This window comes from Rhodobacter capsulatus, from assembly GCF_005144475.1.
In the GTDB taxonomy this organism is placed as follows: Bacteria; Pseudomonadota; Alphaproteobacteria; order Rhodobacterales; family Rhodobacteraceae; genus Rhodobacter; species Rhodobacter capsulatus_C.
Genome location: NZ_SWJZ01000017.1, coordinates 1 through 12,479, shown reverse-complemented (window position 1 = coordinate 12,479; position 12,479 = coordinate 1). Strand labels below are relative to the sequence as shown.

The 12,479-nt window shown below is 67.3% G+C and carries 10 protein-coding genes; 7 read left to right on the top strand and 3 right to left on the bottom strand.

Annotated elements, in window-relative coordinates; genetic code table 11:
• The first annotated feature begins 40 nt into the window (after positions 1 to 40).
• Both prfB and FBT96_RS05660 read left to right on the top strand, forming a co-directional pair.
• Positions 41 to 1,168 carry a peptide chain release factor 2 gene (prfB, locus tag FBT96_RS05665; RefSeq protein ID WP_136905361.1) on the top strand — a complete coding sequence of 376 codons (1,128 nt, stop codon included), beginning with the start codon at positions 41 to 43 and terminating at the stop codon, positions 1,166 to 1,168.
• A gap of 4 nt (positions 1,169 to 1,172) precedes the next feature.
• On the top strand, positions 1,173 to 1,727 hold the full coding sequence (locus tag FBT96_RS05660) for an AAA family ATPase (protein ID WP_136905360.1): 555 nt from the start codon (positions 1,173 to 1,175) through the stop codon (positions 1,725 to 1,727).
• A 256-nt stretch (positions 1,728 to 1,983) separates the two neighbouring features.
• On the opposite strand, the gene FBT96_RS05655 is transcribed toward FBT96_RS05660, so the two are convergent.
• The 3 genes from FBT96_RS05655 to FBT96_RS05645 all read right to left on the bottom strand — a co-directional run bounded on the left by FBT96_RS05655 (position 1,984) and on the right by FBT96_RS05645 (position 4,482).
• On the bottom strand, positions 1,984 to 2,490 hold the full coding sequence (locus tag FBT96_RS05655) for a bactofilin family protein (protein WP_136905359.1): 507 nt from the start codon (positions 2,488 to 2,490) through the stop codon (positions 1,984 to 1,986).
• On the bottom strand, positions 2,480 to 3,790 hold the full coding sequence (locus tag FBT96_RS05650; RefSeq protein WP_136905358.1) for a M23 family metallopeptidase: 1,311 nt from the start codon (positions 3,788 to 3,790) through the stop codon (positions 2,480 to 2,482). Before FBT96_RS05650 ends, FBT96_RS05655 begins: the two co-directional genes overlap by 11 nt.
• A 215-nt stretch (positions 3,791 to 4,005) precedes the next feature.
• Positions 4,006 to 4,482, bottom strand: a complete 477-nt coding sequence (locus tag FBT96_RS05645; protein WP_136905357.1) for a peroxiredoxin — start codon at positions 4,480 to 4,482, stop codon at positions 4,006 to 4,008.
• A gap of 100 nt (positions 4,483 to 4,582) precedes the next feature.
• On the opposite strand from FBT96_RS05645, the gene FBT96_RS05640 reads away from it, so the two are divergent.
• The 5 genes from FBT96_RS05640 (at position 4,583) to lpdA (ending at position 12,451) form a co-directional block, all read left to right on the top strand.
• Positions 4,583 to 7,912 carry an AsmA-like C-terminal region-containing protein gene (locus FBT96_RS05640; RefSeq protein WP_136905356.1) on the top strand — a complete coding sequence of 1,110 codons (3,330 nt, stop codon included), beginning with the start codon at positions 4,583 to 4,585 and terminating at the stop codon, positions 7,910 to 7,912.
• Entirely contained in the window at positions 7,909 to 8,961 is a 1,053-nt protein-coding gene (gene queA / locus FBT96_RS05635) for a tRNA preQ1(34) S-adenosylmethionine ribosyltransferase-isomerase QueA (RefSeq protein WP_136905355.1), read from the top strand. The genes FBT96_RS05640 and queA overlap by 4 nt, the downstream gene beginning before the upstream one ends.
• 24 nt (positions 8,962 to 8,985) lie before the next feature.
• Positions 8,986 to 10,236, top strand: a complete 1,251-nt coding sequence (locus FBT96_RS05630; RefSeq protein WP_136905354.1) for an MFS transporter — start codon at positions 8,986 to 8,988, stop codon at positions 10,234 to 10,236.
• Positions 10,237 to 10,372: 136 nt separating this feature from the next.
• Positions 10,373 to 10,936, top strand: coding sequence for a DUF924 family protein (locus FBT96_RS05625; RefSeq protein WP_136905353.1), 564 nt, complete (start codon positions 10,373 to 10,375; stop codon positions 10,934 to 10,936).
• Between the two features lie 120 nt (positions 10,937 to 11,056).
• Positions 11,057 to 12,451, top strand: a complete 1,395-nt coding sequence (gene lpdA, locus FBT96_RS05620) for a dihydrolipoyl dehydrogenase (protein WP_136905352.1) — start codon at positions 11,057 to 11,059, stop codon at positions 12,449 to 12,451.
• The last annotated feature ends 28 nt before the right edge of the window (positions 12,452 to 12,479 follow it).

The following is a 12,479-nucleotide window of genomic DNA, read 5'->3' as shown; positions in this document are numbered from 1 at the left end:
GGATTGTATGACCCGGCCAACCCCGCGAAAGGACAGTGCCATGCGCGCCGAAATGCTCAACATCGTGGAAGCCGTCCGCAAGACGCTCAAGCTGCTTGCGCAGCGCATGGACCTTGAGACCGCGCCGCACCGGCTGGAAGAATTCAACGCCATGATCGAGCATGGCGATCTGTGGTCCGATCCGGCCCGCGCGCAAAAGCTGATGCGCGAGCGGCAGATGCTGATGGACAAGCTGGAAACCTATCGTCGCATCGACCGCGATCTGACCGACAACATCGAGCTGATCGAACTCGGCGAGATGGAGGAAGACCCGGAAATCGTCGAAGAGGCGGAAAAATCCCTGCGCGCGCTGAAGGAACTCGCCGCGGCGAAGGAGCTGGAAGCGCTTCTGGATGGCGAGGCCGACGGCAACGACACTTTCCTTGAGATCAACGCCGGGGCGGGGGGCACGGAAAGCTGCGACTGGGCCTCGATGCTGGCGCGGATGTATACCCGCTGGGCCGAGAAAAAGGGCTACACGGTCGAGCTGCAATCGGAAACCGCGGGCGACGAGGCAGGGATCCGCTCGGTCGCCTACAAGATTTCCGGGCAGAACGCCTATGGCTGGCTGAAGTCGGAATCGGGCGTGCACCGGCTGGTGCGGATCTCGCCCTATGACTCTGCGGCGCGGCGGCATACCTCGTTCAGCTCGGTCTGGGTCTATCCGGTCGTGGACGACAATATCGAGATCGACATTCCGGCCAGTGATATCCGCATCGACACCTATCGCTCCTCGGGCGCGGGCGGGCAGCACGTCAACACCACCGACTCGGCGGTGCGGATCACCCACTTGCCGACGAATATCGTGGTGACCAGCTCGATGAAATCGCAGCACCAGAACCGCGAAGCCGCGATGAACGCGCTGCGGGCGCGGCTTTACCAGCTCGAACTCGACAAGCGCAACGCCGCGATCAACGCCCAGCACGAGGCCAAGGGCGAGGCGGGCTGGGGCAACCAGATCCGCTCCTACGTGCTGCAGCCCTACCAGATGGTCAAGGATCTGCGCACCGGGCATGAAACCTCGGACACGCAGGGGGTGCTTGACGGCGATCTGGATGCCTTCATGGCGGCGACGCTGGCGATGGATGTGGCGGGCAAGTCGCGCGCCGACGCGAATTCGGACGATTGAGCCGGTGGCGGCGCGGGTCTATATCACCGGCGCCGCCGGGTCTGGCACCTCTACCCTTGGCCGCGCCCTGGCGGCCGAACTGGCGCTGCCCTTTCTGGACACCGACGATTTCTACTGGGCGCCGACGGCGCAGCCCTTCACGCAAAAACGCCCGGTGGCCGAGCGGCTGGCGCTGATCTCGGCGGCGCAGCTGGGGCAGGGGCGTGAGGGCGGCTGGGTGTTGGCGGGCTCTTGCGACGGCTGGGGCGACACGGCGATTGCCGGGGCCGGGCTGATCGTCTTTCTGACTGCGCCGACCCCGGTGCGTCTGGCGCGCATCCGCCGCCGCGAGAGCGAGAAATTCGGCGACCGCATCCGGCCGGGCGGCGACATGGACCATGCCCATGCGCAATTCCTGAAATGGGCGGCCAGCTATGACGATCCGTATTTCTCGGGCCGCTCGCTGACGCGGCACCGCAACTGGCTCTCGGGCCGCCCCGAGCCGGTGCTGGAGCTTTCCGGCTCGATGCCGCTGGCGGATTTGCTGGGCAAGGTACTGGAGCGTCTCGAGGCGCTCTGATCGCGTCCTTGAATGTCCCGGGATGAGGACGGGATCGAAAATCCCCGCCGCAGGGCAAGCCCGATCATGCCCTTTCACCTTGGCATAAATATCCCGGGGTGAGACGGGATCGAAAAGCCTTCCAGTGGAAGGCTTTCCCGTCGAACGGGCTGCCCGTGGCAGCCCTGCGGGCGGAGCCCCGGCCTTGCCCGGTCCCCCCAAACGCCAAAGCAAAAGGGCGGCCCGAAAGCCGCCCCGTCGCATCCTGTCCGTCCGCTTACTTGCCGGTATGCGGCGTTTCCGGCGTCGGCGCCATCAGCTTCGGTGCATTCGCGCCCTGCAGCGGATCGTCTTGCCGCTGCACCGAGCCCTCGAAATGCGCGCCCGATTCAATCGCGATCGTCTTGTGGATGATGTCGCCTTCGACCCGCGCGGTCGAGGTCAGGCGCACCTTCAGCCCGCGCACGCGGCCGACGACGCGGCCATGCACGACGACATCATCGGCGACGATCTCGCCCTTGATCGTGGCGCTTTCGCCCACCGTCAGCAGATGCGCGCGGATGTCGCCCTCGACGATCCCTTCGACCTGAACGTCGCCCGTGGTCTTGATGTTGCCCGTCACCGTCAGATCCGCCGACAGCACCGAAGCCGCCGCCTTGGGCCGCGTCGTGGCGGGGACGAATTCGCCCAGGGACCGCGGCGGCACCGCGCTCGTCTCGGGTTTCTTCTCGGGTTCGGAGGCCGTTTTCGGGCCGGGTTCGTGGATCTTGCTTTTAGAAAACATCCTGAGCCGCCTTGATGAAGGTCATCGGGTTGATGGGGGCGCCACCGACCCGGATTTCATAGTGCAGATGCGGTCCCGTGGACCGTCCGGTATTGCCTGTATCACCAATTATCTCCCCGCGCGACACCTTTTGCCCGACCTTCACGCGGATTTTGGACAGATGGCCATAGACCGTCGAGACGCCGAATTTGTGCCGCAGCTTGATCACCTGGCCATAGCCGTTTTCCCAGCCCGCATCGGTCACGACGCCATCGGCGGGGGCATGCACATCCATCCCCACCGGCCCGGCAAGGTCGATGCCCGCATGCAGCCGCCCCCAGCGCCAGCCGAAGGGCGAGGTGAAGCGGTAGCCGCCCTTGATCGGGATCGCGAAGGGCAGCTGATCGACGGCGATGCGATACATGTTCATCTCGTCGAGCTGTTTCAGGATCCCCTTGGCGCGGCCAAGATCGGCGCTGTCGTCGACGATCCCCTTGGTCGAGATCGCCGCCGACAGAAGCGGCCCGCCGGTGCCGGAATAGCCGCGCCGGATCTCGCGCAGGATCGCGTCGGGGTCCATGCCCGACTTGCGGAACATCCGGTCCAGCGGCTCCATCGAGATCGTCACCGCGCCTTCCAGCGTGTCGAAGATCTCGGCGTTGCGTTCCTCGATCAGGCGGCGTTCCTGCAGCGCCTGATCGGCCTCGGCACGGGCATTTTCGGCCTCGCGCGCGGCGCGGTCGCGTTGATGCGCTGTCTGATCCAGCGCCGAGGCGAGCAGATCGACGGTGCCGTCCATCTCGCCGACGCGCTGGCGCAGCGCCGCCGCCGAGCCGCTGCCGCGGCTCTTGTCCAGCTCCGCCCGCGCGCTGTCGCGTTCGGTCATCGTGCGCTTCAGCGTCGCCTGAATCACGTTGATCCCGGTTTCCAGCTCGCGGCGGCGTTCCTCGGACAAAAGCAGCTGCGACTGCATCCGCGACACCTGATCCAGCGCCAGCTGAAAGCGTTTTTGCGCCGCAAGCGCCTCGGCGGCGCGGGCATCGCGTTCCTGCGAGAGACTGTCGAGACGCGCCTCGAACTGCGCCCGCGCGATCGCCGATTGCTCGCGCGCGCCGCCCGAGGAAATCTGGTCGATGAACAGAAGCGAGGTGGCGATGACCGACCACAGGAACAGCACCGAGACCGCCACCAGCGTCATCGCCTGGGTCAGCGGGCGCATCCGCACGAACCGGGTGGCGTCTTCGGATTTCAGGAACAGCCGTTGTTCCGGCAGCCATCGGTCGAGCACCGCATTGGTGCGGTCGAGTATCCGTCTGGGCAAAGCGGTTTTCCTGTCTTGCGGGCAGGGCCCGGTCTTTACGCCCCGGGGGGGCCGGGTCCATGCCGGACTTAGCAAGCGTCCTGCCCGCGGCGCAACCGCTTTCCCCCCCGGCGGGCCATGGCCCGGCGCCGGGGGGCGGTTTTGGGCGAAAATCTGCCGAAACTCGCCCATTGGGTCGGTTCGGCGGGTCAGTTCGGCGGGTCAGTTGCGGCAGGTCAGCCGAGCGCCTGCACCGCGGCCAGAACCGCCTCGGCATGGCCCTTGACCGAGACCTTGGGCCAGACCTGCGCCACCGTGCCCGTCGCGTCGATCAGGAAGGTGGCGCGCTGGATCCCCATCGAGGTGCGGCCATACATGTTCTTCTCGACCCAGGTGCCATAGGCGTCGCAGACCGTGCCCGCGCTGTCCGAAACCAGCGCGACGCCCAGCGCATGTTTGGCGCAGAATTTCGCATGCGATGCGGCGCTGTCCTTGGAAATGCCGAGGACAATCGCCCCCGCGGCATCGAAATCGGCGCCGAGCCGGGTGAAATCCAGCGCCTCGGTGGTGCAGCCGGGGGTGTCGTCCTTGGGGTAGAAATAAAGCACCACCTTGCGCGGGGCGAGGGCGGAGAGGGTCAGCTCCTCCGGTTCGGCGCCCGCACGGGTGACGGGCAGGGTGAAATCGGGCGCCTTTTCGCCGATAGCGATCATTTGCGTTCCTCCTTGTCGGATGCGACATTAGAAGTAGGGCAGAAACTCGCGCGGTCAAAGGGCCGGACGCGGGGCAGGGCCGAGGCAGAGCAAGGGCAGGATGACCGAGCCGGGGGAAAACCAGGAACCGCGCAAGCGGCAGGCGGAGCGGACGCGCCGCAGGCTGGGGATCTGGCTGATCCTCGGGCTGGCGGTGTGCTCCCTGACGCTGGGGGTGGCGGGGCTGGCGCTGACGCATCTGCCGGTGCCGGTGCCGCAGGCGCTGCTGAACCGGATCGAGGCGCGGGCGAATGCGGCGCTGGCCGGGCGGATGCGGGTGCATCTGGGCTCGGCCGCGCTGGTGATCGAGGAGGGCTTCGCCCCCGAGGTGCGGCTGGCGATGGTGCAGATCGCGCAGCCGTCGGGCCTGCCGCTGGCGGTCTTCCCCGAGGTGCGGACCCGGCTGCGCCCCGAGGCGCTGCTGCAGGGGCGGCTCTTGCCGCAAAGGCTGCAGATCGGCGGCGCCTCGGTGGCGCTTTACCGGGCCGCCGACGGGCGGATCGATCTGGATCTGGGCGATGCCGGGGCGGGGGCGATCAAGCTCGATCTGACCGATCCGCTGAAGGTGAGCGACAGTGTCGAGGCGCTGTTCGCCACGCCCGCCCTGCGCGGCGTGACCGAGGTGTCGGCCGAGGATCTGCATATCCGCATCGTCGATGAACGGCTGGAGCGGATCTGGGACGTTTCCGAGGGCCGGTTCCGCCTGAGCCAGAACGCCGAGGCGATCGCGCTGACGCTGGGCTTCGACGTCGGCCAGCAGGACGCGCTGCCCGCGCAGGTGGCGCTGACCGCCTCGACCTCGAAACGCAGCCCGGCGGCCGAATTCGGCGCCGCCGTCACCGGCATGCCCGCCGCCGATCTGGCGGTGCAATCGCCCGCGCTGGCGGTGTTGCGCACGCTGGACGCGCCGATTTCGGGCACGCTGCGCTCGGGCATCACCGAGGCGGGGGCGCTGCGGCGTCTGGATGCCAGCCTGCATATCGGGCCGGGGGCGCTGCGCCCCTCCGAGGCGGTGAAGCCCGTCGCCTTTGACGCCGCCGATCTGAAGCTGGCCTATCGGCCGCACAGCGGCGAGGTCGAGATCACCCGGCTGGATCTGCAAAGCCGCGCGCTGCGGCTGGCGGCCACCGGACAGGTGCGGCTGCGCGATTTCGAAAAGGGCCTGCCGCGCGAGGCCCTGGCGCAGGTGCAGCTTTCGGACATCGCCTCGGACCCCGAGGGGCTGTTCGAAAAACCGGCGCGGTTTTCGCAAGGCGGGCTGGATCTGCGGCTGCGGCTGGATCCGTTCCGCGTCGATCTGGGGCAGCTGCAGCTGGTCGAGGGCAAGCGGCGGATTTCCGCGTCGGGGCAGGTTTCGGCCGGTCCGGCGGGCTGGCGGGTGGCGCTGGATGCGGCGGTGGGGTCGATTTCCAGCGCCGATCTTCTGGCGCTTTGGCCGAAGGCGCTGGTGCCGCCGACCCGCGAATGGCTGGCCGAGAACGTGGCCACGGGCGAATTGCGCAATGTTCGCACGGCCTTGCGGATCGTTCCTGCGACGCCGCCGCGGCTGGAGCTGGGCTATGAATTCCGCGGCGCCGAGGTCAAGGTGCTGCGCACGCTGCCCCCCGTGCGCGAGGGGCGCGGCTTTGCCGGCATCACCGAGAACAAGCACACGCTGATGGTCGAGGAGGGCACGCTTCAGGCGCCCTCGGGCGGGCAGATCGAGGTGGCGGATTCGGTGATGACCGTGCCCGACATCCGCGAAAAACCCGCCCGCGCCGAGGTGAAGCTGGTCACCCGCGCGCCGATCCCGGCAGCGCTGGCGCTGCTCGACGAAGACCCCTTCCACTTCATGTCGAAGGCCGGGCAGGGCACCGACATTGCGACCGGCTGGGCCGAGGCGCGGACCCGGCTGCGCTTTCAGATGAAGAAGCGCATCCTGACCGAGGATGTCGATTTCGAAGTGGCGGCGCGGCTGACCGATGTCGTCTCGGACAAGATCGTGCCCGGACACCGCATCACCGCGCCGCGGCTGACGCTGACCGCCGACCGGGCGGGCATGGTGATTTCGGGGGCGGGGCTGTTCGACATCGTGCCGTTTCAGGGCCGCTGGGCGCAGCGCTTCGGGCCGGAGGCGCGCGGCATCTCGCGCGTCGATGGCTTTGTCGAGGTGACGCCGGCGGGGCTGGACCATCTGAAGATCGCCCTGCCGAAAGGGGCCGTGCGGGGCGAGGGCTGGGGCTCTCTGGTGATCGATCTGCACAAGGGGCAGCCGCCCGCCTATCGCTTCGCCTCCGACCTCAAGGGGCTGGTGCTGTCGGTGCCCGAGCTGGGCTGGTCGAAGGGCGCGGCGGCCGCGGGCCGGATCGAGCTGGCGGGCCATCTGGGGCCGGTGGCCACCGTCGACAGCCTGAAGGCAAGCGCCCCGGGGCTGAACGCCGAGGGGCGGTTGCAGCTTTCGGACAAGGGGTTCGAAAAGGCGATCTTCAAGCGGCTGGCGATCGGCAGCTGGTTTGACGGCGCCGTCGATCTTGTGGGCCGCGGCAGGGGGCGGGTGCCCGATGTGGTGGTGCATTCCGGTCGGCTTGACCTGCGCACGGCGCGGTTTGGCGGCGCGTCAGGGGCGGGCAGCGGCGGGGCGGGCAGTGGCGGGGCGGCCACGGGCGGCGGCAACCGGATCGACGCGCGGTTGGACCGGCTGATCGTCTCGGGCGGGATCGCGCTGGCGCCGATGTCCGGGCAGTTCACCACGCGGGGCGGCTTTTCGGGCGATTTCCGTGGCAAGATCAATGGCGGCCCCGAGGTGACGGGCGCGGTCCTGCCCGCGCAAAACGGGCGCGCGGCGGTGCGGATCACCGGGCCCGATGCGGGCGCGGCGCTGGCGGCGGCGGGGGTGTTTTCCAAGGCCCGCGGCGGCACGCTCGATCTGACGCTGATGCCGGTCGAGACGAAAAGCTATGACGGGCGGCTGGCGATTTCGAACCTGCGGGTGAAGGATGCGCCGGTGCTGGCCTCGATGCTGTCGGCCGCTTCGGTGATCGGGCTGCTCGAGCAGCTCAATGGCGACGGGCTCCTGTTCACCGATGTCGCCGGGCGGTTCCATCTGTCGCCGCAGGGGGTTTCCGTCACCTCGGGGCAGGCGGTCGGCGCCTCGATGGGGGTGACGATGTCGGGCAACTACTACCCCGACACCAAGGCCATCGACATGCAGGGCGTGGTGACGCCGTTCTATCTGGTCAATGCGATCGGGCAGATCTTTGCGCGCAAGGGCGAGGGGCTGTTCGGGTTCAACTACCGGATGCGCGGCACCTCGGATGCGCCGCGCATCACCATCAACCCGCTTTCCATCTTCACCCCCGGCATGTTCCGCGAGATCTTCCGCCGCGCGCCGCCGAAACTGGTCACAGAATGAACCTTTCCGATTTCGACTTCGAGTTGCCCGAGGGGCTGATCGCCACCCGGCCCGCCCGCCCGCGCACGGCGGCGAAGCTGCTGGTGGCCACGCCCGACACGATCCGCGATCTGACCGTGGCCGATCTGCCCGATCTGCTGGGCCCGGGCGACCGGCTGGTGCTGAACACGACCAAGGTCATTCCGGCGCGGCTCTCGGGCACGCGCGCCCGCCAAAGCGCGCAAGGCGAGGTGGTGGCCCGGGTCGAGGTGACGCTTTTGGAGCCCGCGCCCGGCGGCGACTGGATGGCCTTGGCGAAACCCCTGCGCAAGCTGAAGGAGGGCGAGGAGATCGTCTTTTCCGACGCGCTTTCCGCCCGCGTCGAGGCGATCGCCGAGGCGCAGCTGCGGCTGCGCTTCAACCTGACCGGCCCGGATTTCGACGCGGCTTTGGCGAGCGCCGGGGCAATGCCGCTGCCGCCCTATATCGCGGCGCTGCGCGCGCCCGACGAACAGGACAAGACCGATTACCAGACCGTCTTCGCGCAAAAGCCGGGGGCGGTCGCGGCGCCCACGGCCAGCCTGCATTTCACCCCGGACCTGCTTGAAAAGCTGCGCGAAAAGGGCGTTCTCTTCACCGAGGTCACGCTGCATGTCGGCGCCGGAACCTTCCTGCCCGTCAAGGTCGAGGATGTGACGACGCACAGGATGCATGCCGAATGGGGCGAGGTGACGCCGCAGGCCGCCGCCGAGATCAACGCGACGAAAGCCGCGGGCGGGCGGGTGATCCCGGTCGGCACGACGGCGCTGCGGCTGATCGAATCTGCCGCCACCGGGCCGGGGGTGATCGCGCCCTTTGCGGCCACCACCGACATCTTCATCTATCCGGGCTACCGTTTCCGCATCGCCGACGCGCTGATGACGAATTTCCACCTGCCGAAATCGACGCTGCTGATGCTGGTCTCGGCCTTGATGGGGCAGGACCGGATCCGGGCGATCTACGATCACGCGCTCACGAAGAATTATCGCTTCTTCTCTTATGGTGACGCCTCGCTTCTGCTACCCGGGTGAAGATCCCCAACTGCGAGTATTGCGATGCTGTCCGTCCTGCGCACCACCTGGCCTTTGCTTCTGGGCGTGATGCTGCTCATGGTCGGCAACGGCATGCAGGGCACGTTGCTGGGCATCCGCGGCGCCTTGGAGGGCATCGGCACCTACAAGATGTCGGTGGTGATGTCGGCCTATTTCGGCGGCTTTCTGCTGGGCTCGCATTTCACTCCGCAGATGATCGCGCGGGTGGGCCATGTCCGGGTCTTCGCGGCGCTCGGCTCGATGATTTCCGCGGTGCTGATCCTTTATCCCGCCGTGCCCGACTGGATCGCCTGGTCGGCGATGCGGGTGGTGATCGGCTTTTCCTTTTCGGGCGTCTATATCACCGCGGAAAGCTGGCTGAATGCCTCGGTCGGCAACCGGATGCGCGGGCAGGCGCTCTCGGCCTACATGATCGTGCAGATGATCGGCATCATCTCGGGGCAGGCGCTGATGAACGTCGGCGATCCGGGGGGCTATCTGCTTTTCGTCATCCCCTCGGTTCTGGTGTCGCTGGCCTTCACGCCGATCCTGCTGTCGGTCGCCCCCGCCCCCGAATTCGCCGAGGTGCGGCGGCTGGATTTCCGCAAGCTCTTCGCCGTCTCGCCGCTCGGCGTCGTCGCCATGTTCCTGATGGGCGGGGTGTTTTCGGCGCTCTTCGGGATGGTCTCGGTCTGGGGCACGCAGGCCGGGCTTTCGGTGCGGCAGATCTCGATCTTCGTCGGGGCGATTTATCTTGGCGGGCTGGTGGCGCAATATCCGATCGGCTGGATCTCGGACCGGATGGATCGGCGCAAGCTGATCTTGCAGGTCGCGGTGATCGGCGCGGGCGCGATGTTCGCGGCGGCGCTGCTCGCGCCCGGCTTCTGGACGCTGGTCGGGCTTGGCGCGGTGATCGGTGGCGTGGCGAACCCGCTTTATGGCCTGCTCATCGCCTATACGAACGACTATCTCGACACGACCGACATGGCCGGGGCCTCGGGCGGGCTGTTGTTCGTCAACGGCGTCGGCGCGATCACCGGCCCGCCGGTCACCGGCTGGCTGATGGAGCGCACGGGCTCGGCGGGCTTCTTTCTTTATGTCGCGATCTTGATGACCCTGATCGCGCTTTATGCGGGCTGGCGCATCCTGCGCGCACCCGGACGGGCAGGGGCTTTCCCCGCCTCTTTCGCCGTCGTCTCGCCCTCGGCGACGGCGCTGGCGGTCGAGGCCGTGCTCGACTCGGGCGAGGCGGGCAAGGCTTCGCGATCTGCCTGAAGCTTGGGCAAGGGGCCTGTCCTTTGGGCAAAATGGGGCAGAGTTGTGGACCAATCCCGGGCCGGGGCGGGTAGCGCTTGCAATTTGCGCGCCAGTTGGCACGCTAACAGGGCTGCTCCTAACCCAAGGGGGACACATGGACGAGATCACCGAAGTGATCGCTTTCTGGCACGACGAGGTCGGTCCGGATCGCTGGTACAATGCAACGCCCGAGCTCGATGCGGAGATCCGCGCCCGCTATCAGGGGCTGTGGGACCGCGCCCGCGCGGGCACCTGTGACGACTGGGCGCAATCGGCCGTGGGCGCGCTGGCGCTGTGCATTCTTTTCGATCAGATGCCGCGCAACATGTTCCGCGGCGAGAAACTGGCCTTTGCCACCGATGCCCAGGCCCGCAAGGTCGCCGATGCCGCGATCGAGCGCGGCTTCGATCTGGAAATCGTCGATCCGCTGCGGCAGTTCTTTTACGTGCCGTTCATGCATTCCGAAAGCCTTGCCGATCAGGAACGCGGCGTGCGTCTGGCGGCGGAACGGATGCCGGACGAACATCTGCTGCATGCGAAAGCCCATCGCGCGGTGATCGCGCGGTTCGGCCGCTTCCCGTGGCGCAACGAACTTGTTGGCCGCTATTCCTCGGACGAGGAGGCGGTCTTCCTGTGGCAGGGCGGCTATGAACGCATGCTGGCCCACGTCGCCCGCTGATCGTGCCGACAGATCCCGGAACGCGCCCTTTTCGGGGCGCGTTTTCCATTTCGGGGTGCGGCTTCTTGAAGCGGGCGCAAAAATAGTTTAATGCCAAACCATCTTGAGATGGAGGGACGGATGGCCGCCAAGAGCTTCGACATGATCGTGATCGGTGCGGGACCGGGGGGCTATGTCGCGGCGATCCGCGGCGCGCAGCTGGGGCTGTCGGTGGCCGTGGTCGAACGCGAGCATCTGGGCGGCATCTGTCTGAACTGGGGCTGCATTCCGACGAAAGCGCTTTTGCGCTCGGCCGAGGTGTTTCACCTGCTGCACCGCGCCAAGGAATTCGGTCTGAAGGCCGAGGGGCTGGGCTATGATCTCGACGCGGTGGTGGCGCGAAGCCGCGCGGTGGCGAAACAGCTGTCGGGCGGCATCGGGCATCTTTTGAAGAAGAACAAGGTCACCGTGCTGATGGGCGAGGCGAGCCTGCCGCGCCCGGGTGTGGTGGCGGTGAAAACCGGCGCGGGCGTCGAGGAGATCAGCGGAAAGGCGATCGTTCTGGCCACCGGCGCACGGGCGCGGACCCTGCCGGGGCTCGAGGCCGATGGCGATCTGGTCTGGACCTACAAGCATGCGCTGGTGCCGAAACGGATGCCGAAGAAGCTTCTGGTCATCGGCTCGGGCGCGATCGGGATCGAATTTGCGTCCTTCTTCAACACCTTGGGCGCCGAGACGACGGTGGTCGAGGTGATGGACCGGGTGCTGCCCGTCGAAGACGCCGAGATCTCGGCCTTTGCGAAGAAGCAATTCGTCAAGCAGGGGATGAAGATCCTGGAAAAGACGACGGTGACGCAGCTTGACCGCAGCCCGGGCAAGGTCGTGGCGCATCTGCAGGACGCCAAGGGCACCACCACCGCGGACTTCGACACGGTGATTTCGGCGGTGGGGATCGTCGGCAATGTGGAGGGGCTGGGGCTGGAAGCTTTGGGCGTGAAGATCGACCGGACGCATGTGGTGGTGGATGAGTTCTGCCGCACCGGCGTGCCGGGGCTTTACGCCATCGGCGACATCGCCGGGGCGCCGTGGCTGGCGCACAAGGCGAGCCACGAGGGCGTGATGGTGGCCGAGCTGATCGCGGGCAAGCACGCCCATCCGATCAAGCCGGGCACCATCGCCGGCTGCACCTATTGCACGCCGCAGGTCGCCTCGGTCGGGCTGACCGAGGAAAAGGCGAAAGCCGCGGGCTACACGGTCAAGGTCGGCCGCTTCCCCTTCATCGGCAACGGCAAGGCGATTGCGCTTGGCGAGCCCGAGGGCATGGTGAAGACCGTCTTCGACGCCAAGACCGGCGAGCTTTTGGGCGCGCATATGGTCGGCGCCGAGGTGACCGAGATGATCCAGGGCTATGTGATCGGCCGCACGCTGGAAACCACCGAGGAAGACCTGATGCACACCGTCTTCCCGCATCCGACGCTGAGCGAGATGATGCATGAATCCGTGCTCGACGCCTATGGGCGCGCTTTGCACATGTGATGGCGGCGGGGGGCTCTGCCCCCCGCAC

Bases quoted from the DNA above. Each gene is read 5' to 3' on its own strand.
- prfB (WP_136905361.1), top strand. From the start codon at position 41: ATGCGCGCCGAAATGCTCAACATCGTGGAAGCCGTCCGCAAGACGCTC.
- FBT96_RS05640 (WP_136905356.1), top strand. From the start codon at position 4,583: ATGACCGAGCCGGGGGAAAACCAGGAACCGCGCAAGCGGCAGGCGGAG.
- FBT96_RS05630 (WP_136905354.1), top strand. From the start codon at position 8,986: ATGCTGTCCGTCCTGCGCACCACCTGGCCTTTGCTTCTGGGCGTGATG.
- FBT96_RS05655 (WP_136905359.1), bottom strand. From the start codon at position 2,490: ATGTTTTCTAAAAGCAAGATCCACGAACCCGGCCCGAAAACGGCCTCC.
- queA (WP_136905355.1), top strand. From the start codon at position 7,909: ATGAACCTTTCCGATTTCGACTTCGAGTTGCCCGAGGGGCTGATCGCC.
- FBT96_RS05625 (WP_136905353.1), top strand. From the start codon at position 10,373: ATGGACGAGATCACCGAAGTGATCGCTTTCTGGCACGACGAGGTCGGT.
- lpdA (WP_136905352.1), top strand. From the start codon at position 11,057: ATGGCCGCCAAGAGCTTCGACATGATCGTGATCGGTGCGGGACCGGGG.
- FBT96_RS05645 (WP_136905357.1), bottom strand. From the start codon at position 4,482: ATGATCGCTATCGGCGAAAAGGCGCCCGATTTCACCCTGCCCGTCACC.